This window comes from Flectobacillus major DSM 103 (assembly GCF_000427405.1).
GTDB classification, from domain to species: domain Bacteria; phylum Bacteroidota; class Bacteroidia; order Cytophagales; family Spirosomataceae; genus Flectobacillus; species Flectobacillus major.
In genome coordinates this window covers 1,332,145-1,353,485 of the sequence record NZ_KE386491.1, presented here as the reverse complement: position 1 = coordinate 1,353,485, position 21,341 = coordinate 1,332,145, and the positions used below count along the sequence as shown (strand labels likewise).

At 37.0% G+C, this 21,341-nt stretch carries 20 protein-coding genes; 4 read left to right on the top strand and 16 right to left on the bottom strand.

The features are described 5' to 3' along the window. Positions 1–345 precede the first annotated feature (345 nt). Complete coding sequence (locus FLEMA_RS0107480) at positions 346–1,482, bottom strand: hypothetical protein (protein WP_026994928.1); 1,137 nt, start codon at positions 1,480–1,482, stop codon at positions 346–348. 119 nt (positions 1,483–1,601) lie between these two features. Between FLEMA_RS0107480 and FLEMA_RS0107475 the strand changes: the two genes are divergently transcribed. Both FLEMA_RS0107475 and FLEMA_RS0107470 read left to right on the top strand, forming a co-directional pair. Then, on the top strand, positions 1,602–1,796 hold the full coding sequence (locus FLEMA_RS0107475; RefSeq protein WP_026994927.1) for a hypothetical protein: 195 nt from the start codon (positions 1,602–1,604) through the stop codon (positions 1,794–1,796). Beyond that, the gene (locus FLEMA_RS0107470) at positions 1,796–2,242 is read left to right on the top strand and encodes a hypothetical protein (RefSeq protein WP_026994926.1); all 447 of its coding nucleotides are present in this window, start codon (positions 1,796–1,798) and stop codon (positions 2,240–2,242) included. Before FLEMA_RS0107475 ends, FLEMA_RS0107470 begins: the two co-directional genes overlap by 1 nt. A 642-nt stretch (positions 2,243–2,884) precedes the next feature. On the opposite strand, the gene FLEMA_RS0107465 is transcribed toward FLEMA_RS0107470, so the two are convergent. Beyond that, on the bottom strand, positions 2,885–4,126 hold the full coding sequence (locus tag FLEMA_RS0107465) for a tyrosine-type recombinase/integrase (protein ID WP_081681276.1): 1,242 nt from the start codon (positions 4,124–4,126) through the stop codon (positions 2,885–2,887). Positions 4,127–4,663: 537 nt separating this feature from the next. Between FLEMA_RS0107465 and FLEMA_RS0107460 the strand changes: the two genes are divergently transcribed. Beyond that, a complete protein-coding gene (locus FLEMA_RS0107460) occupies positions 4,664–5,320 on the top strand; it encodes a PAS domain-containing protein (protein ID WP_026994924.1) in 657 nt (218 codons plus the stop codon). A 710-nt stretch (positions 5,321–6,030) separates the two neighbouring features. Here the strand turns inward: FLEMA_RS0107460 and FLEMA_RS0107450 are convergent. From FLEMA_RS0107450 to FLEMA_RS0107405, 8 genes are all read right to left on the bottom strand, one after another. Further along, on the bottom strand, positions 6,031–6,405 hold the full coding sequence (locus tag FLEMA_RS0107450; protein WP_026994922.1) for a DoxX family protein: 375 nt from the start codon (positions 6,403–6,405) through the stop codon (positions 6,031–6,033). Position 6,406: 1 nt separating this feature from the next. Continuing rightward, positions 6,407–7,372: an SRPBCC domain-containing protein gene (locus FLEMA_RS0107445; protein ID WP_026994921.1), complete on the bottom strand. Its 966-nt coding sequence runs from the start codon at positions 7,370–7,372 to the stop codon at positions 6,407–6,409. Further along, a complete protein-coding gene (locus FLEMA_RS0107440; RefSeq protein ID WP_026994920.1) occupies positions 7,369–7,695 on the bottom strand; it encodes an ArsR/SmtB family transcription factor in 327 nt (108 codons plus the stop codon). Before FLEMA_RS0107440 ends, FLEMA_RS0107445 begins: the two co-directional genes overlap by 4 nt. A 997-nt stretch (positions 7,696–8,692) precedes the next feature. After that, positions 8,693–10,945 (bottom strand): glycoside hydrolase family 36 protein, encoded by a 2,253-nt coding sequence (locus FLEMA_RS0107430; RefSeq protein WP_229359374.1) that lies wholly within the window; start codon positions 10,943–10,945, stop codon positions 8,693–8,695. A 147-nt stretch (positions 10,946–11,092) separates the two neighbouring features. Beyond that, on the bottom strand, positions 11,093–12,958 hold the full coding sequence (locus FLEMA_RS0107425; RefSeq protein WP_026994918.1) for a gamma-glutamyltransferase family protein: 1,866 nt from the start codon (positions 12,956–12,958) through the stop codon (positions 11,093–11,095). Positions 12,959–13,183: 225 nt separating this feature from the next. Beyond that, positions 13,184–14,443, bottom strand: coding sequence for a Y-family DNA polymerase (locus FLEMA_RS0107420; RefSeq protein WP_026994917.1), 1,260 nt, complete (start codon positions 14,441–14,443; stop codon positions 13,184–13,186). Beyond that, complete coding sequence (locus tag FLEMA_RS0107415; protein WP_044171059.1) at positions 14,440–14,895, bottom strand: LexA family protein; 456 nt, start codon at positions 14,893–14,895, stop codon at positions 14,440–14,442. Before FLEMA_RS0107415 ends, FLEMA_RS0107420 begins: the two co-directional genes overlap by 4 nt. A 221-nt stretch (positions 14,896–15,116) precedes the next feature. Beyond that, entirely contained in the window at positions 15,117–15,731 is a 615-nt protein-coding gene (locus tag FLEMA_RS0107405; RefSeq protein ID WP_044171057.1) for an FMN-dependent NADH-azoreductase, read from the bottom strand. A gap of 111 nt (positions 15,732–15,842) precedes the next feature. On the opposite strand from FLEMA_RS0107405, the gene FLEMA_RS0107400 reads away from it, so the two are divergent. Continuing rightward, positions 15,843–16,205 (top strand): winged helix-turn-helix transcriptional regulator, encoded by a 363-nt coding sequence (locus FLEMA_RS0107400; protein ID WP_026994914.1) that lies wholly within the window; start codon positions 15,843–15,845, stop codon positions 16,203–16,205. A 60-nt stretch (positions 16,206–16,265) separates the two neighbouring features. Here FLEMA_RS0107400 and FLEMA_RS76530 read toward each other — a convergent pair whose 3' ends face one another. The 6 genes from FLEMA_RS76530 to FLEMA_RS0107375 are packed head-to-tail and all read right to left on the bottom strand — an operon-like array spanning position 16,266 to position 21,335. Further along, entirely contained in the window at positions 16,266–16,760 is a 495-nt protein-coding gene (locus FLEMA_RS76530; RefSeq protein WP_229359538.1) for an alkylmercury lyase family protein, read from the bottom strand. Further along, positions 16,742–16,945, bottom strand: a complete 204-nt coding sequence (locus tag FLEMA_RS77105; RefSeq protein ID WP_052354007.1) for a hypothetical protein — start codon at positions 16,943–16,945, stop codon at positions 16,742–16,744. The genes FLEMA_RS76530 and FLEMA_RS77105 overlap by 19 nt, the downstream gene beginning before the upstream one ends. A gap of 32 nt (positions 16,946–16,977) precedes the next feature. Continuing rightward, positions 16,978–18,384, bottom strand: a complete 1,407-nt coding sequence (locus FLEMA_RS0107390) for an MFS transporter (RefSeq protein WP_052354006.1) — start codon at positions 18,382–18,384, stop codon at positions 16,978–16,980. A gap of 6 nt (positions 18,385–18,390) precedes the next feature. Then, a complete protein-coding gene (locus FLEMA_RS0107385) occupies positions 18,391–19,788 on the bottom strand; it encodes a pyridoxal phosphate-dependent decarboxylase family protein (protein ID WP_026994912.1) in 1,398 nt (465 codons plus the stop codon). Positions 19,789–19,829: 41 nt separating this feature from the next. After that, positions 19,830–20,573 carry an SDR family oxidoreductase gene (locus tag FLEMA_RS0107380; RefSeq protein WP_026994911.1) on the bottom strand — a complete coding sequence of 248 codons (744 nt, stop codon included), beginning with the start codon at positions 20,571–20,573 and terminating at the stop codon, positions 19,830–19,832. A 21-nt stretch (positions 20,574–20,594) separates the two neighbouring features. Continuing rightward, the gene (locus FLEMA_RS0107375; protein ID WP_026994910.1) at positions 20,595–21,335 is read right to left on the bottom strand and encodes an SDR family oxidoreductase; all 741 of its coding nucleotides are present in this window, start codon (positions 21,333–21,335) and stop codon (positions 20,595–20,597) included. Positions 21,336–21,341 lie beyond the last annotated feature (6 nt).

Here is a 21,341-nt window from a genome sequence, read left to right as displayed (position 1 = left end):
TAACAAAAACAACACGATTATCAGATGAAAAAACAGGGGTGTTGGTAAGGAATAATGTCCCAGCTCTTGACTATAAGAGTTGGGCAAGTTCCAAATCAAATTCACTGACTCTATTTCTAGTTTTTGTTTTTCAATTAGGCTTATTTAAGCTTCCAAACTACAAAATATAGTCGATAAGTTCTTTTATAATAACAATTGAGCATGATTTATCATTGGGTAAAAGTTGATGCCCCCCTCCTACTGAATAACAAGATTGATAGATTTTCCTCAGGCCTAGCTGTGTTGTCTTGATACTACTCGCTAATGCCTGAGGATAAATCATATACCCAAACCGCCTAAGTAGTACTACTGCATAACTTCTGATGAAACTAAAACGAAGTCGTACTTTTCAATTAAGCGGTAGGTATCAAGTGTCAGCGAACCATCATATTTAATTCTAGGTCTAAGGCTTCTGATATCTACCAAAACCCATTTTTCTTTATCGTATAATTTTGAAAACACTTTGGGATTTTCATTGTCATCACTTTCAAAATCATCAATAATTTTTCCTTTGTCGGTGGTGTATCGTACCATACAATACACATTAGTGAAGTTAGTTTTGTTATGTTCTGCTATTTCAAAAACAGCATTTCCTATATCATAAACTTTTGTTATCAAATTCATTCCTCTTGCTAAGTGATTACTTCCCATTTTGAAAAATATTTTTTCATCTTTAGTCTTCAAGGCATCATAATATTTATAGAAATTACTTTTCATCAGGCTTGCTCTTTTGGCATTGTCACCTTCGTAATAAATCTCTTTTGAGATTTTAATTTCGTTGGCTAATTGTTTTAAACTTGGCGACTTCACTACTTTAGTCAAACTATCCAAGAGCTTGCCTTTGGGCATCCACCATTTGGCCAATAGGCTATCGGCAACGGGTTTGTACTGTTGTTTTAACGAACTCGGAACGCCACTATAGAGTTGGTTGATACAATACGGAAATGTCATTTGAAATTCTTGGTCGATTCCCCAAATAGTATAATTCAATTTGCTGGCAGTTTGTAGCATCTGTATGTCTTCCTTGCTGTCAAAAAAAGGAAAGGTAGGTCTGATATGGTTGTCTTTTGAAAAACTTAAAATCGTTTCTAAAGGGTTACTGGTTTTAGCGATTTTCATTAATTCCGATGCCACAAACGGGCTTGTTTCAACACACCAAGTTTTATAGCCATTTTTTGAAGCACTTTCCAAAGCAAAGCTTGTCAGCTGAGAAAGCATTGGCGAATTATGGTATTCGCCCCAAGCAACAAATTGATTTTCGGCAAAAAGATTTTCAAGGATTGTCCATCCTTTCCCATTGGGTTTTTGTCCGTCGAAAGTAAAGTAATTGGTATTGTCAGCAATACATTTGTTGAGCCTTTGTTCGTCTGTAAGGGTTTGCTTGGTTTGTCCAAAACTACAATTGATAATCAATAGGCAAAGGATAAAGAGGCTTTTTCTCATTGTGATGGTTGTTTTAGTGTGTTTAGAATAATTTGTACGCTGACTTTGAACCCAAAGGCAAGCAAGGATTGAAACAGCTTGGTAAATTTTGTATCTTTGTTTATCAAATATAAAGAATTATGCGAAGAAAAATAGCCATGGTTTTTAACCAAACTAATTTAAAAAACCATAATCAGTCTCTTGAAGACTTTAGCTTTTGGCAAAGTAAAACACCTCAAGAGCGTTTAGCAGCGGTTACCTTTCTGGTGAATCAAAACCTAAAACCTTTTCAAAGAATGGATAAAACTATTTCTTCTCAAAAAAAAATGAAGTAATGACACTTGAACCAGACTTTGAAGATTTTATATCTCTCTTGAATCAATATCAAGTGGAGTACTTAGTAGTTGGAGGATATGCAATGGCATTTCACGGCAAACCACGCTATACAGGTGATTTAGATATTTGGATTAACATTTCAGAAATCAATGCCAGTAAAATGTTGATAGTCTTGACAGAATTTGGCTTTTCATCGCTACGATTTCAAAAAGAAGATTTCCTTAAAGAAAATATTATTAATCAAATTGGTTATCCTCCTTTAAGAATTGACATTCTTACTTCTATTGATGGCGTATCATTTACAGAAGCTTTCATTCATAAACAAGTCATTCAAATAGATGAATTGTTGGTAAATTTTATTAGTTTGTCTGATTTAATCCAGAACAAAAAGTCCAGTGGAAGAAAAAATGATTTACTAGATGTTGAAACTTTAGAAGACTTATAAGTATACTTCACTAGCTTAGGTCTTTGGCTTGAACTAGAGGGAGTTTCAGCAATACATTTGTTGAGCCTTTGTTCGTCTGTAAGGGTTTGTTTGGTTTGTCCAAAACTACAATTGATAATCAATAGGCAAAGGATAAAGAGGCTTTTTCTCATTGTGATGGTTGTTTTAGTGTGTTTAGAATAATTTGTACGCTGATAAAAGTAACAACGGTTTTTAATTCCATTATCTATTTCTCCAAGTTAGCTTTTAAAATTACTTTTTTTCTATTAGCAAACGAATTAATTCGCCTGCTAATAGAAAAAACAAGCACGTGAAGGCTGGTATTCATAAGATCCTGGCATTTTTCTTTTATTAACTCTATTTGAGGCGTTCTCGTTAGTTGTTCTAACCTGATAACTAACAATTAAATTAATCTTTAGAAATATATCGTTGGTTATCTTGTAGTAAAGATGTTACCCTAAAAAAATGATATAAACTACAAAATTCTTCTGTGATTTTTGGGCAATACAATGCTATAGTATCCTTAGCTTTTTAAGCAAAAGGATAATCTTATTTTCATTATAAACACTACTATCTGAAGGGGATTGTATATTTTGTGGAGTATTGCAAGTGGCAAAAGGCTTGAAGTAGAATGCCTTTCAATTAAGTTACTAAAAATTTTCTTTTGTAGGCTTCATCAAAATAAGAGCTTAAAAATTTGGTTCTCTCATAATCCACCTGATTAACATAATGATGAAACATTTGCTCGGATGAATGCCCTGTTGTTTCCATAAGCAATGCAGTGGGAATCTTACCATAAAAATTGGAAGCAAAACTTCTCCTTCCTATATGACTAGATACAACCTCCCACTTTGGAATATAGGATTCACAAACACGAAAACCCTTCCGCTTTCTGGCTTTAACAAGTTTGATTATTCCAGCTAACTTGACAATTTCCTTAATTTTTTTATTGTAAGTATTAAAGGAAATTTTGGGAGGAAATCGCCCCTCATATTTAGTTATTATGGTTTGTATAGCTGGGTGTAATGGCAATAATACATTTTTACTGGTTTTCTGTTGCACAAATGCAATACATTGAATGTCTTCGATCAATTCAAACATATCTGAATTGAACGTCATAAAGTCAGATATTCTTTGTCCTGTATAACAACTAATTATGAGCCAGTCTCTTGCGGCCTTTAAATTTTCAGGAACTATCATTCTCTTGATTCTGATGAGTTCATCCTCTGAAAGGGTAACTAATTTTTGTACTTTCTTTTCTTTGGGCAACTCTAGCTCATATACGTATGTCCGAATCCCTCGCTTTTCCAAGTAATTAAGTATAGTTCTTACAAAATATATGGTTCTAAACAGGGTGCTATCACTGTATAGTTCTTTTCTTCCAAAGTCTAAAAAATCTTTAACAAAAGCTGAATTTATATCTTCAATAAATAAATTTTTACAAATGTACCCTTCATACCTTTCTAAGAATCGAATAAATACAAGGTATCGTCTGTAAGTAGACTCATTGAGCAGGTGTCGTCGAGATTGTAAATAATTATCAATGTAAAACAACAAGCTATTATTGGGATAATGATAACTTTCATGGGCTGTACATTTCTTTATAATCCGAGTTAGCGTTACAATCGACGTTTTCTTTTTGCCAACTTGGCACTCTTTTACATAAATCGCAAATGCTACACGCAAGCGGTTTAAGCATACATTTAACTTCTTACTGAATTTTAAATAAATATTTTTGGGAGATTGCCTTTGGCTATCCCACATTTCATTTGAAATACGTAAAGGAGTTTTTAAAAGATGCTCTTTATCGTCAAGATTAATTGATACGTAAACAACTCCAATAGAGTTTTGAATGTTTTTAAGAAGGAAGGAATAAGTCATCATAGGAAATTAAAGGTCTAATTTCCAACTAATTTAACTCTTTTCTTAGTCTTTTTTAGACTAATATTAGTCGGTCAAATTTATAAAAAAAACGCATATACTCAAAATAACTTTTTGTTTTTTAACATTTTACAAAACTTAACGGGTACTAAAATCCAACGAATCAACTCTTGCGACAAGTCCAAAGAATTCATGTAACTGACTCAAAATAAGGACATTGCTACATAAACATTAGTCTAAAAAAGACTACATCAAAAAGAAAACAAAGATACGCAACAAATGTTTATTCACGGTATTGAGAAAAACAAAAGTGAAATATGCAGTAACATTGCTGTATTCATTTGATGGTATTTTGAATGCTACTGAAGCACTGAGTCATTATTAAGATTTGAGCGTAAAGTAGTCTATTCTATGATGTAAGGTTTGTCAGAAAAATCAAGAACGTTTAGACGAAGGGTTATCACCTTTGGGTAATATACGTCTTAGCTTTCTATTGATAATAGAATTGAAGTTTCAAAAAATAGTTTAACCAATTGATTTATGACTGATAAAAAATTCTCTGATTCATATAATAAGGTTATTTCCAAACACACTATTGAAGATTTTTTAGAGTTTATCTATCCTTTCTTCCATGAAACCAACGTAATGATGTATATCGTTGATGGCAATACCATGCAATTTGTAGCTGTAAACCATGCTTGCGAAAAATTTTATGGATGGAATAACAAAGAATTCAAGAGCATGCACCTTCAAAATATTAACCAACAAATGATTAGTCATCAATCACAAAAAAAACAAAGGTTTTATTACGAAGCTCAACATATTCTGGCCAATGGTACTATTAAGGATGTTAACGTTTTCTGTAATTTCATACAACTGGCCAACTCAAACTGCTGGTATGAAATCATTTACGATAATTCTTATCAAAAGTCTTTAGAGGCCGAAATTAAAACGCAATACACTTTTTACGAGTCTATTTTATGGACTTTGTCACACGATATTCGCTCATCGGTTGCTAGAATCTTGGGGCTAATAGAGCTTAACTATCATGGTACACCCCTAAATATAAATTGGCTTATGAAACAGATTCAAGTATCTACTCATGAGCTAGATGGTAATATCCATCACCTCACTTACAGTATCAGCCAAATGAAAAAAGACAAAAGACCAGAAAATAGCGACAACGTAAGGGCATAAAATCGAGGGCATTTCTGAACAGAAGTTACTATTGATAATAGCTATCGAATTTACCTCACAATCAAGTAAAATTTAATTGGTATTATGACACAAATATTAATCAGTGGCTGTATATCACTCATTTTTATAAACCTTCTTCCTTGTGTTAGTAGAAACCAATACGAGCGACTTCAATCTTCTAAAGATAGGCTCTCAAAATCGTTAGTCTATACCGAAAAAGAACTTACCTCTTTGAGAGCAACAACCTATGAAATAATAGACAAATTTGAGAAAGGTTTACTGATAGCTACAATAAATGACGAAAAAATTAAAAATTTGGCTAAGCAGTAGCAAAATCAGAATCTTAAATAATAAATTAAGGAAAGAAAGGTTTCTTCATACTCAACTGATATATAAGATACAAAAAGACCGTGACCTTAGCCCAAGAAGTTTTTCAAGATAACCTCTATGCAAAATTATTCAATTACGACAGCCTACTCCAAAATCAGATATTTAATATCCATTACTTATAAAAAGTCATTATAATGCTTCTTAACCTTTAAAATTTCACTAAACAATACCTATTATGATTAAGCAAAAATCCACTCAGCAAATGGGTGGATTTTTTTATCAACCATATCTTTTCATACAAAAGCTATTACTACTTTTGTTTTTCTACCCTACAATAAGTTTAAACGGGTTCTTGTCGATATATCACTGAAATCAAATAGTTATCTATTTTTTGCTATTGATAACTTATGATAGTAAATATACGACACAGCCAAGATTCCCAAAATTACTAAAGGAAAAAATGATAGTGCATTGACACCATTTACACTGAGGTGGCTAACAGTAGCAAAAACAAAATTGAATACAAACCCTGCATACGCCCATTCTTTGACCCTTGGGGGTATTTGGGGAATGGTAAGGGCTAGTACCCCTACTATTTTACAAACAACCAGAGTAGTCCCAAAATAATCGGGGTATCCTAATTGCCTTATGCCTTGTTTAGCTAATTCGGTATGTGAGGTCAATGCTGGCATAACACCCTCCAATAACGCAATCACGATAGTGGCCGACCAAAATATAACTTTATCCTTTTTCATGTTATTCTTTATTTTGGAAATGTATCATCCAACTAATACCAAACTTGTCTGTGAAGCTCCCATAATATGCTCCCCAAAACATATCTTGCAAGGGCATTTGGATACTCCCATCGGCCGAAAGTTCATCAAAGAGTCTTTTTGCTTCTTCTCTTGATTCAGGCTCTAGGTTGATATAAATATTGTTTCCTTTGCTCACTGTCATTCCAAATTCTTTGGGGGCATCTGTACCCATCAATATATGTCCACCAAGAATCGGCAATTCAACATGCAATACCATCTTTTTAACAGATTCTGCCATTGGCGGTTGGTTAGGGTCTGCAGGAATATCGTCAAAGCGACGAATTCCATTGATGAATTCTGTTTTAAATACAGACTTATAAAAAAGAAAGGCATCTTCTGTATTCCCTGGAAAGTTTAAGTAAGTCGAAACTCTTGCCCTGTTGTTGGGTTTGTTCTGTTTTCTGAGATAAAACTGAGAGGCAATATATCGGTCAAGATTTTTGAGTCCTGCCTCAAAACCTTCTTTGAAGCCCATCGAAATGATTGTTTCTAGGTCATCCAAAGTATCGAACATCAGCAAGATATTTACCGTTGTTTGTTGTCCTTGCTCAACAAAACTGTTTTCCCATTTGTTTCTAGGAAGTGTAGGATTAAGATTTCCATCGGCATCGCCAAAGCCGTCGTACCCCGAAAAAAACTTTTCTGGTACTATCTTGATATAATCTACCCTTGCCCAATGCTCTTCATTTTCGGGGCCAACCATAGCATATAACCAATGCCCCCCTTCTCTGAAGTCCATAGATTTGGTTTTGGCTACCCAAGGTTGTGGAGCCCACCATTGGTCAAGGATTTGGGCATCGGTCCAAGCCGCCCATACCAAATCGATAGGTGCATTGAAAGACCGTTCTACTTTGATTTGATTGTTTTGTTTATCAACATCGAAGTTGAATAAAAAGGCTTTTTTCATTTTTTATTTAATTTGAGTTGTTCCAATACATTATCCAGTTGGTTAAATCGTTGGGCGAGCAACTGCCTAAACTGCTCTAGCCATTTTTCAATTTCATTCATTTTTTCGGCATTTAAGTGATAGTGGATTTCTCTACCCTGTTGCTCTTGTCTCAGGATTTCACATTCTGTCAAAATCTGAAGGTGCTTTGAAACGGCCTGCCTACTTGAATTGAAATGTTCAGCAATAGCATTAGGTGTCAAAGCACCCACTGCCAAAAGCATAATAATGGCCCGTCTTGTTGGGTCGGCAATCGCCTGAAAAATATCTCGTCTTGTTTGCATTTTTTTATTTGCTACTATATGGTTGCAAATATACATATACGCAACCATATAATTGCATATATGTATTTATTTTTTTACTCTTTATATTAACTAAAGAATCAATACAAAAAGGGTATGGGTCAAGAACGGGAAGTAGTCGGGCTTATTGGGGGTCAAATACAAGAGTAACTTCCCTTTTCAAATACATTCTACCTTCAACTATCGCCCATTGATTGTAGCTATACACCCCCAAAATGAAATAACACCTAATAGGAGAACAATACTTTGTAAACTTTTTTCATGGTGTTGTTTGCAGTGATGTGAATAAGTCAATTTAGATTTTAAAAAGAAAATTATTATTCCTAATAATTTTCTTAAGAACTTTTTAACTAAATTATATGCCTTTATTCGTCTTTTCTCAAAAGACGTGAACTTAATTTATCGCTGATGTACTATACTGTTCAAATAATTGGTCAGGAATAAACAAAACCCAATTATTGACAAGTTGACAAAGGCTCTAAAAAGCCATTTTTTAGTAGATAGGTCATAATTAGTATACTTTGAAACCGTAACTGCTGCTCCCATGAAAAGAAACCAAACAGCAAAAAACAACGAAAGTTTACCTCTTAGTAAAGTAGTAACTAAATCGTGAACTAAACCACAGAAAATAAAAGTTAAAATCACGGCCAATTCGCTAGGAAGAGTCTTTTTTTAATAGCTTAAATATTTTTGTACCTAAATAATATCCAAAAATTGGATTCCAAAAATGCCAAAAGGTTGAAAAGTTTTTGGCCCCAAGCGACCTTTGCAAATTATCTTGAAGAGACTTTGAATGTCCGATTGGTACTCCATTTCTCTTTTTTATATACTCAGATAATTTCATTTTTATGTAAAATATTTTTTGTAATGACCTGTTTGATTTTTTCCTATTTAGTAAATAAATACATTTGCTAAATAGGACGTGGCGAGGGTGTTGCTGATACCCCCAATGGAATAATATAAATCCCTCCTTGCTTGTCTATTTGTTTGAAACCTCGGCTATTTCCAAAAGTCTTCCATCGTATTTCTGGAGAAGTTTTATGGTAAAACCTAACTGTGCGAGGTTTGTTCCTGTCATCAAGCCGATAACTTTCCCCGAAATACCCTCTTTTATCTTATAATATTTTTCAGGTTTTAAATATTTCACAAAAACTCGGCGTTCTATTTCTTGGCTTCCATGCCTAAAAACGCCAATGATTCCTCCTGCCCTAGTGGTTGTATTGATGCGTTGAAAGCCATCCCATAATCCTTCTTTGGGTTCGTCAAAGCCCTCTAAATCTTGTCGATAACTCATAAATTGATAGGTATTTTCCATTTTTTGTAACCAATCGGCATAGGCTCGGTAGGTTTTAAAATCTTTTGCGGGGAGTTTTCGAGGGTCGCCAAGCATGATGGGCAATGCCCCTGCCAATGATTTAATGTGCATTTCCCAACCCTCGTCTTGCATGGCTGGATTACCAATCACCAATGCGGTAGCTGGCATGGCAGGCGACCTCCACCAAGCCATATTTCGGACTCTTAAATCTACATTTTCTTGTGGGGGGCCTGCAAAATTAGATAGCCAGTTGCCTTCTGCGTGCTTTAACATGGCATAATCTATCATCTGTAAACCGCCCATTGTTTCAAAAGTACAGTCGATAAACAAATCGGGTTTGGCTTGATGCAGGTCATCAAATAATTCCCAAACAGCTTCGTAATTGACATAATAAGATTCTTCTCTGTCGTGATGGCTGGGGTGGTTTTTGGCAAAACATCCTGCATTTTTATGCCCAAATTTATATGGACTCGTTACTACCGTAAAATCTAGTTTCATATATTCAAGACCGTAATCGAGTGCCATTTTCATCAATACCTTTTTGATATAGTCTTTCCAGCCAGTACTAAAACATGCTGTTACCATAGTAGAGTCGTCCCAATGTAGATTATATGGTTGTTGTTTTTCGTCCAAAACAAACCATTCTGGATGCTCTTTATAAACTCGACTTTCGGTAGAGGCACTACCCACACTTACCCAAAGGCCCGGTTTCATTCCTAATGATTTGATATAATCGAAAAGTGGTTTTAACCCATTAGGAAACTTGGTTTTATCGATTGTCCAATCGCCATAATTATCGCTCCAGCCGTCGTCGATAATAAATTCTTTCATGCCTGCATCTGCTGCACTTTTGGCTAATTCTTTTACCAATTTTTCATCAATGGCTTTGTTGAATGGCTCCCAAGTATTGTACACAAACGTTGGCTTTTGAGCAAGCTCGGAAAAGCGAATACCCAGGTGCTTGGTTACAAAGGTGGGAACAATCGTATTCAAAATTTCGTCAGGGTCTTTTTGGTTATTATAAACCACCGTGAATACTTGCGGAGACACAAAACTTTCGCCCGATTTTAGGTATTTACGAAAAGGATAACGCCCATCTTTATGGGTTAGCCCACTGCATATTGCTCTTTCTTCCCAAAAAGCAGAAGTATGTTTGAGTATGCCAGAGGCTTCGTTACCAACAACAATCCCCTGTTGCCAATCGCTATTATGTATGGTCAAAAGTGCATCTTGCATATTGCCATCATAAGGGCCTATAGAACGCCTACGTCCATAATCATGACATATCCAACTATATGTAGTGGCATAATAATGCGTAACGGACAATTTTTCGACATCGACCGACTCTAGGGTTATGGTATTGTCTGATAGGTTTTTAATAGAAATATTTTTGCGAATGATGGGCAGATGCGGATATAGCAGATATTGTAAACTTACTTCTACAAGCTTGTCGGCACTCAATAGTTTGACCATAGCACCATTGCCTTGTCGGGTATCCTTGGCAATTTGAATATCTACCAGTGTCCACAAATCCAAGCCCGAATAACCTTGGTGATTGAGTTCAAAGCTAAACTCTGGATTGGTATTTTCAAAATAGTTAAAATCACCTTTAACAGGCTTATAATGAGTTGTACCAAAAGAACTTGAACCTTTGGGCAAGTGAATCGTACGCTGAGCATAGCCATTGTTCAGTACTAATTCTTCTTTGTTCCAATGGGCAAATGGCGTTTGTGCAAAAAGAATTTTGGCCTGGCAAAATCCTAACAAAAACCAACTGAAAAGTACCAAGTGGCGACATGTCAGGACGACAGAAGTTTTGTCGTTTGGGGTATCAATATAGGTTAAAAGCATCATCAAAATTGGGTGAGGTAAATATAAATATGTAACATAATCATTACAGAAAAGTAAATTAAACAAAAAACTTTCAAGTTTTATCCTTGTTATCCTACTTATGCTTACTGATTTGTTCTAAGAATAGGGTTATGCCCCTCAAAGCAGAATATCCGCCAAAAGCCATCCAACGACTTCTAACGGATATTCTATCAAAACAACACAGGAAGTAAATTACCAACCTATTCCATAGTCTTCGCCGTGATTACTAGAGCCACCCCAAAAACTTCCATGTTTCCAGTCAAAATAAATTGCATTGATAGGCCCACTGGTACGTTCCTGATAATTGATTTTGTATCCCATTCTGCCCAAATCTTTGCGTGTCCAGCTTGGTGTTGCTTCATTGAGGGTCAATCCGCCATTGATACGTTCATGTTTTCCAAAGCTAGAATACATCTGCATAGTTTTGAAACTTGGGGCTTCGCAAGCTTCCTGAACAGTCATATCAAATTCGGCCATATTCAAGAAAAATTGAAGGAGCAGTTGGTCTTGCTCATCGCCTGCTTGCTTTGCAAATGACAAATAAGGCTTTCCGTCTTTGAGTGCCATACTTGGCGTAAGTGTTACACGAGGGCGTTTGCCAGGTTCTACCACATTAAAGGGGTTCTCTTTGGGGTCTAGTACAAATGCCTGCATACGTTGGCTCATACCTACCCCTGTTTTTCCTGCAATACAAGCAGGCACCCATCCGCCGCTAGGTGTCATCGAAACCACCCAACCTTCGGCATCGGCGGCCTCCACTGAAGTAGTACCAGCGGTAAACTCCTCCTCGAACTGTGCTGTATATACAGCATTGTTTTTGGGCAAAAAAGTACTAGCTCCCATCCACGTTTTCAGTATATCTTGATACGGATTTATTTTACCTTCATAAGGATACGGGTCGCCTGGGCCAATCTTAGGGTCGTTGGCATCGGGATTAATCAACTTGCTGCGTTCTTTGGCATATTCTTTAGAAAGCAAACCTTTCATGGGTTCTTCTGGGGCAAATGCAGGGTCGCCATAATAGAAATCTCGATCGGCAAAAGCCAAATTCATCGCCTGATACAAAGTATGAATATAACGAGTAGAATTATAGCCCATACTTTTCAAATCGAAGTTTTCTAAAATGTTCAAAGTTTGAAGCATAGCGGGGCCTTGTGTCCATTGTTGTAATTTGTACACCTCGATACCTCGATAGGTTGTCATGGTTGGCTCTTCGATTTTTACTTTCCAGTTGGCCAAATCTTGTTCGGTAATCAGGCCACCTTGTTCTTGGCAACCTCTTACAAATTCTTTGGCAATTTCGCCCTTATAAAAAACATCATAAGCTGCATAAATAGCATCCTTGCGAGATTTACCTTTGGCAAGAGCTTGTTGCTCAGCTTTGACTAGCTTGCCCAATGTTTCCAATAAATCTTTTTGTACAAAAATCTCTCCTGCCTCGGGGGCTTCATATTTGGCCCCTAAATGTGGTAAAAATACTTTTTTAGAATAAGGCCATTGTTTGATTTGTTCTTTGGCTTTTTCGATAGAATTAGCCGTTTGGGCTTCTATCGGATAGCCTTCGGCCATTTGCATAGCTGGTGACAATACCTCTTTGAGCGACATAGTTCCGTATTCGGCCAAAATAGTCATGAGCCCACCTGGAGTTCCTGGCGTAATTGCGGCTAATGGACCAAACTCAGGGGGATATTTCATGCCTTTATTTTTGAAAAAATCGGCAGTTGCTCCTGTTGGGGCAACACCTAGGGCATTAATAGCAATAACCTTTTTGGTTTTGGGGTTATAAATAAGGGCTTGGGTTTCGCCTCCCCAGCTCAATACATCCCACATTGTACAAGTGGCAGCTAGCATTGCACAAGCTGCATCTATGGCATTTCCTCCTTTCGAGAAAGTCATAGCACCAGCCGTAGCGGCCAAAGGTTTTCCTGTTACGGCCATCCAATGCCTGCCATGAAGAGGCGGTTTTTGGGTCAAAACAGGTAAATTATTGAAGGACTGAGCAAGTGCTTGGGTACTCAACAAGGCCAAGGCAAGTCCAAATCGTAAAGTATTTTTCATGTAACACTATGTTTTGTTGATTGACTATTAAAAATAAGGGCAAACCCCAAAGAAACCAAACAAATAGTGGTTTTTACGACAAGTAACTCAGTTGGGAGGACTAAAGAAAACCTATCTACTTTTCAGTAAGAGATAACCGCAAACTCAAAATCGGGGTTTTTGTGTTAAATCAGCTTTGGTATATAGCCTTTGGCGTTAAAAGCTTAGCTATTTCCAACCTTTTTATTATTTAATATTTATCACCAGCAACTCATCAAATCGAGTGGTAAACCGCTGAGACATTTTCTCACTTTTCAGTCTCCAAGTTCTATCAAATCCTTGTGCTGCCAGTTTTAGTTTATTTTGTCCGTTTGAATGGTTAATGCTATCTAGCACTTGCATCACTTTCTTTGACTTATCATCGGGCATGGGTGAAAATAGGGCCAATTGGTATTCATCTTCTGGGATAATACCCGACACAATAACACCTGCTTTTTTATATTTAAACCCATCTTGATAAATCTTGGATAGACCCATCAGGGCGTTTTTGATAATTACCCGTGAATCGCTATCGGCAACAGGTAGGGTAATGGTGATAGAATTAAAATATTGCTTTTCATTTTTGGCGAAAGGATTGGTCGTGACAAATACTTGTACAAAATTGGCAACGCTTCGTTGTTTTCGGAGCTTGAAGGCACAAGCCGCCGCAAAGTTTGACACTGCCTCAGATAGTGGGCTATAATTAGTAAGCACCACACCAAAACTCCGTGAAGTACAGATATTTTGTTTTGACTCATACATCAATGTTAAGCTTAGGCATGATATTCCTCTAAGCTCGTAAAGCATACGCTGACCCACTACCGACATTTTGGCTTTTACCCAATGTTCACTTGCTTGGGCAAAATCAAAAGCCGTATGTATTCCATCTGCTTCAAGTAGTTTGGCATATCGCCGACCTACTCCCCAAACATCTTTAATAGCAGTACCTTTAAGTGCTTGTTCAATTTTTGCTGGTGTGTCTAGTACCCACACGCCTGTATCTTTATGATTTTCTTTGGCATACCGATTGGCGATTTTGGCCAATGTTTTGGTAGAACCAATGCCTACACAAGTCGGAATACCCACCAACTGCCTAACAGTTGCACGTATTTGAGCTGCATAATGCTCGAAGTTTGAAAAACCTTGAAGATTTAGAAATACCTCATCTATCGAATATACTTCTATCTCGTCTGTAAACTGTGTCAATACCTGCACTACCCTATTAGATATATCGCCATAAAGGACATAATTACTACTGAAAGCAACAAGCTGTTGTTGTTCTATCAAACCCTTAATCTGAAAAACTGGCACACCCATTTTGACACCCATAGCCTTCGCTTCATCCGAGCGTGCTATTACACAGCCATCGTTATTGGACAAAACAACAATAGGTTTATTTCTCAGCTGAGGGGCAAATAACCTTTCGCAAGAAGCGTAAAAATTATTGCAATCTACCAAGGCAATCATAGCATTTTGTGAATAACATACGTAACCACACCCCATACCTCAAAGTTATCGTTTGCCCCTACCTCAATGGTTTTATACGATGGATTTTCGGGTACTAATACATATTGCCTCCCTTTTATCTCTAATCTTTTTACCACAAACTCATCATTGAGAATAGCCACGACAATAACTCCCGACTTGGCACGCAAGGATTTGTCAACCACCAAAATATCGCCTGTATGAATATGAGCATCCATCATAGATTCGCCCAATACTCTGACACAAAATGTAGACGACGGTCGAGCTACCAAAAGGGTATTAAAATCTAGCTCCAGCTCGATATAGTCGCTTGCAGGTGAAGGAAAACCCGCACTAATAACCGAATTAAAAAGGGGTATGCCCAATTGTGTTCCATCGTGACTACAAATGGTAAAAATCTGAAATTTCTTAGCAAGTAAGGAGTGTTTTGTCATACAACTTGAATATTATTTTACATTATGAATAAAATATGTATTCAAAGTTAAAAAATGTAGTTAAAAATAAAAATTATGTACCAGACTAAATTCTTGAAAGTCAACTTTAAGCCCATAGTCTTAATATATAAGAATGACTTTTGGATGTTATCTATGATATTCATCGGCTTGGCGGTGTTGTTATCAACAGCCAAGCCGATACTACCCAATTGGTTAAGATTTTAAAAACTGAAAGCCTCTACAGCTTCCAATGCTTTTGTAACTGCTTGTTCGCCCAAATTTGGCACAGCAATACCTTCTAGGCGAAAAGTGCTTATGTCGGTCATGCCCATAAATCCGAGAACAGCACGCAAATAGTTTTCCGTAAAATCATAGGCTTTCATCATTCCTTCGGTGTATATACCACCAGATGCAATAGCCAGATAGACTTTTTTATTCATCAATAAACCCTGTAGAGAGCCTGTTGCATAGCTAAAAGTTTCATTAGCACGAGCAATTTGGTCGAGCCACGCTTTTAGGCTGGCAGGAATACTAAAATTGTAGAATGGAACTGCCAGCACTACAATATCTGCCTCCTTGATTTGTTTTATGGCGATTTCGGAAGGCTGAATAATTGCTGTCTGCGTTTGGCTACGTGCCTCTTTCGGAGTAAAAAATGCCTGATGCATTTCAGCAGTAAGAAAAGGCGGAGGGTTTTTGGATAAGTCTAGGGTTTCAATCGTGCATTCTGAATACGTATTATTGAGCTTTTCAATGATTGCATTTGATAGCAGATTGCTTTTTGAGGCATCGCCATTGATGCTTGCTTTGATGTGAAGTACTTTTTTTGTTGACATTTCTTGATAATTTATTTTAATGATGCCACAAAGCTATGTACATTTGCTTTCCAAAAGTTACTACTATACATAAGGTAAGTAGTAACCTTTAGGTTAGTTAACTATACAAATATGGAAAACGTAATTAGCACAGAAAAATGTAGAAACTCTATCAAAGCCCTTGAAGACGCTATGTATGTAATAGGTGGCAAATGGACTTTGCGGGTAATTCTTGCCCTAAAAGACGGGCATACCCGCTTTAATGACTTACAAAGAACCATAGATGGCATATCGGCAAAGGTGCTTTCAGGTGTACTAAAAGACCTTGAAGAAAATGGTTTCGTAAAAAGAAAAGTGGATATCGGTGTACCTGTGGTAGTAGAATATGAGCTATTATCTTATGCAGATACCTTGCAAGACGTACTTTCGGCTCTTGTTTCGTGGGGAGAAATGCACAGACAAAAGGTGATTAGAGGAGAAAAAGAGCCTGCATAAAATCTTATATGGATTTCATGAGAGAAAGGAGTACTTGGTTTTGGGTTTTAGTTTATCCAACTAAAACCTCCCCTTTAAGTCACCTAAATTCCAAATATTCCCTTTCAGTTCATATGCTCTGAAGATATGTTTTGCTTCATCAATTGTCCATTTGGTCCATTCGGGATTCAAATGATTCCCGTACCATTTTTTTGAAAATTCAAAGAATTTCTCAATAGGCTGAATATCGCCTTTGGGAATATTATGACGGACTGACCAATTGTTTATTTGTTCTTCGTTCTCAAACACTAACATATTGCTACAACTATAAACCACATTGTCCCAAACATTTGTCATTGGAATAGGGAAGTGGATAAAGTAATTCTTTTCCTGTATTTCGCCGTTCACAATATTGATTTCAATTTGTTTAGTTTCAGCACCAATTGTGGTCGTTATTTTTACATCTTCGTTGAGTAATGCCGCAACACCCAACGAGCACCAAGCACAATTTGCCCACCACTGACCCTTTGGGGATTGAACATAAAAATTGGTAGGAGCTAATGAGAACGGGTGTATAGCCCAAATTTTGGTTCGTTTGGGTGCAATACAACTCCGTGATAATCTTGAAGTTCGTAGAGTCCTTTTACTACTTCTTCTGAGTTTATGTTAAAAATTTCTGAAAGGTCATCAACGGTAGGAGCGAAACCTTTGTCAATAATTCCCTTGATTATTTGATAGTGAAGGCTTGAGTTAGTTATCATTTTCCTGTTTTATATTTTAAATTATCCTGTCTTCAATTACTTAATTTTTTGGGTGATACTGAAAGCATAATAAATACCAATATCAACAAGGCTATTTCGCCATATAACCCAATATGAAATGCTTTTACGAAGTCGCTATTTACCGAAAGAGAATAAAAGAAAACACCTCCCACAAAACAAATACCCATCGTAGAAGCAGCCTGCTGTGAAGTATTATAAACACCAGAAGCAGCTCCAACAAATTGCTTGGGAACATCCTTGAGAGTAAGGTTAATCAACGAAGGCAATACAAATCCACCTGCGAAACCAGTCATAAAAAGAACGACATAAAGTATGGCGGGACTTACATTTATATTGAACAAATTTACCTGAATGATAAAACAGAGAATCATCAACAAAATACCTACTTGCACCGGAAGTTTCCCAAACCGTTGCACCAGTCTAATCGAAAGAAAAGAAGATAGCATAAACGATACGCCGAAAGCAACAAAAAATAAACCTGTTTCGTAAGGATTAACTTTCAGTCCATTTTGGATAAAAATTGTAGAGATTAACAAATAAGAAGTGTGCATCATAAAATAAAAAACAGCCGCTAAAAGTCCGACTGAAAAGCTTTTTATCTGAAACAAACTTAAATCAATAAGAGGTTCTTGATTGAGAATCATTCGTCTTCTTTGTACTTTGATGAATAGATAAAAGGTAAGCAGCGATACGATAAACATCATAAAAATCCACCAAGGCCAACCTAATTCTCGCCCTTCGGTGAGCGAAAACGTGAAAGTAGAGAGTGCCAGAATAATCAATACTACACCCCATACATCAAACTTTTTGTCACTTGTCAATTTTATTTCGATAAGGTATTTGCCCGAAGCCCAGAAAGCGAGTAATCCAATGGGTAAATTAATAAAAAAGATAAACCGCCAGCCCTCAATTGAAGTTTCTATGGAGGAAAAATAGCCCCCTAAGAACTGTCCTAATGTAGAAGCTGTACCGAGAGTAATACCTAAATAACCGATTGCTTTTGTTCTTTCTTTCACATCAGGAAAAAGTACTTGAAGGTAAGAGAGTGCCTGTGGTGACATAAATGCACTACTGATACCCTGAAAAAATCGAGCAATAATTAAAATTTCTGGGCTTGATGCCATTCCACAAACGCATGAAGTCAAAATAAACGCCATCATGCCCCACATAAATACTTTTTTTCTGCCCCATACATCCCCAGCTCTCCCACCTGTAATTACTAAGGAAGCATAACCCAAAAGGTACGAAGCGATGACAAGTTCGACTTGTGCATCGGTGGTATTTAAGCTCGTCTTGATAGATGGAATAGAAATATTTACAATAAACACATCTATGACCGTCAGTAAGGGTGCAGATAGTAATATGAAAAACTGCAACCATCTGTTGGCTATAAGATTTTCTGTTAAAGATTTTTCCATAATATTTTAATGCTCAATAAGTTCAATCATCAATTTTTTGACTAATTCAAGGTCTTCCAAAGCTGTTCGCCAATTAACAAAAGAGGCTCTAATTCCTCTCGAACCATTATACACGGTGGGAGTCATGAACACTTTTCCCGTATCATTTAGCTTTTTCAAGAAAACAGACGTCGCATTATCCGCTTGATTTTGGAGTGTGAAACAGACTGTATTTAACCTAACAGGTGCTAAAAGAGCAAAGTCATTTGAGTTTTCTATAAATTCACCAAAGTGGTTTGCCATCGCAATACTATTGCTCACGATGTCTTTGTAGCCTTTTTTACCGTAAGCCATCAAAGAAAACCAAACTGGTAATGCCCTCAGTCTTCTTGAATTTTCGGGTAATAAATTGGTATAGTTGAAGTTTTCAAGTGGATTTCCTAAATAAGGAGCATTTGAGTTTTGGAAAGTGTCAACTTGCAAGTATTTATATTTCTCTTTGACAAAAAACACAGCACTGTCGTAAGGAACATTCAGCCATTTATGACAGTCTATCGTGATGCTATCGGCAAATTCCCACCCATCTACTAAATGTTTGTATTCATCTGAGCAAGCAGCAAAAGCCCCGAAGGCTGCATCAATATGCCACCAAAAATTGTACTTCGTTTTTAGTGCGGCAATCGCCTTAAAGTCGTCAAAATCTACCGTATTGACGGTGCCACCACTGGCAATGAGAATGAACGGTTGCCCGTTTAGTTGTTGAATGTGTCGCTCCAAATCTTCCATATCTATGGATTCTCGGTTGCCTTCTTCCACTTTTATTCGAGTAAAGTTGTTACTTCCGATTCCTAACATGGCTAGAGATTTTACTACCGAAGAATGTGGCGTGGCAGCAAAGATTTTGATGGATTCTGAAATGCCATCTTTGGCAAAATCTTTATCGTACTGTTTTCCAAGCCATTGTCTTGCCACGGCCAAACTTGTAAAATTTGAGACAGTAGCTCCCGAAACAAATCCACCCATAAAATCATTGGGGAGATTGAAAAGGTCTAATAGTAAATGGATTGTTTCAAGTTCAATTTGGGCAGAAGTATCGCCATGTCCTTCTATCACAAATGGACATTGGTCGTAAATGGTAGTAAGCCAATCGCCTACGATAGAAGCTGGCGTTGACCCACCCACTACGTATCCCCAATATCTTGGCCCTGAAGCTGAAACAATTATCTCTTCAAATTTTTCATTAAAATATCGAAGTGCATCCAATGTCCCAAGACCATTTTCTGCCAATTGATTGGAGATTTCAACTTTGACACCTTTTGATGTTGAACGGTTTGAAATGTTCTTTAAATAAGCAATGCTTTGTTCTTTGGCTTTATCAAGAATAAAATCAAGTTGTGATAAGTCGATTTCTAATTTTGTGTTCATAATCGTAAAGTGTCAAAGTGATTTATTAAAAAATTAAAATTTTAACGTTGGTTAATAGCCTGAAAAGCCTGCTCTTCTGTCGGGAAGAAGTCATTGAGAAACCCAACCGTGATGCCAACGCCAATTTGATATTGGTCATTTTCAATGCCTTGAATTAAGCCTTCCGCAACTTCACTTGCTGGCATACCGTGTTCTTCGCCTCCAATTTCTTTTGAAAACTCCGTGTTTACTGTTGGCGGCATTAGCTCAAATACTTTGATATTGGTATCTTGAGCCAAAGCATGACGCAACGCTAACGTATAAGAGTGTACGGCGGCTTTGCTATCTGAGTAAGTCGGAATCACAGCAGCTGGCGAAAGAGCAACGATAGAGGTTACATTAGCGATAGCCGCTTCTGGCTGTTTTTTTAATAGCGGTAACAGCTTTTCTGTTAGGCTAACCAATGAAAAATAATTGGTTTCCATTTCTTGTCTCGCTTTACTTACTGCATCCGCCGTTTCAGCATGCGTATATACAAATGCTTTTCCTGCATTATTAATTAAGACACTCAACTCTGGATGATTAGCGTTTATTTCGGCAACCAATTTATCAACGTCCACTTCGTTGGTAATGTCGCAAGGAATGGCGATGGTATTGGTTAACGAAGCTGCTGCTTGATGTAACTTATCGGCTGTTCTACCGATAATGATGATTTTATTACCTTTTTGGCTTAATAATTTAGCGGTTTCGTAACCGATGCCAGAACCACCACCTGTGATTAAAACTGTTTTGTTATTGATATTCATTTTATTAGTTTGTTTTTGATTTTATAATCCGTTATTAAATGATTGAATAGCCGCTATTGGGTCAGCAAAATATGCCTTGCGTTGAGCTTCTGTATCGCCAACGTAGATTTCAAATTGGTCGTTTTGAATACCGTTTAATGTTGCCTGAGCCACAACACTTGGGTGCATTCCATTTTCTCCACCCATGTCTTTGGTTGCTTCGGTATTCACCAGCGAAGGCATTACCTCATACACTTGAATGTTGGTATCTTTCGCCAAAGTGTGTCTTAAAGCAACGGTATGCGAGTGCAATGCTGCTTTGGTGTCCGAATAGGTTGGTAGTACAACAAGCGGATGAAAAGTAACATTGGAGGTGATGTTGACAATGGCTGCTTCTGCTTGTTTTTTCAACACTGGTAAAAGCTTTTCGGTGAGTAATACTGGACCGAAATAATTCACCTCAAATTCTTGTTTGGCTTTCTGGTAAGCATTGGCATTTTCACCTACTTTATAAAGATTGGCAACGCCTGCATTATTAACCAATACACTTAGCTCAGGAAATTCAGCGGATATTTTTGTTACAAGGGCTTCAATATCAGCTTCTTTTGTTACATCACAGGCTATTGCTGTAACGCCTAAAGTTTCACCTGCCTTTTTGATTTTATCTGCATTACGACCTGCAATAATCACCGTATTGCCTTGCTCTTTTAATAGTTTAGCTATCTCATAGCCAATACCAGACCCTGCACCCGTTACGAGTGCTGTTTTTCTACTGACGTTCATTTTTAG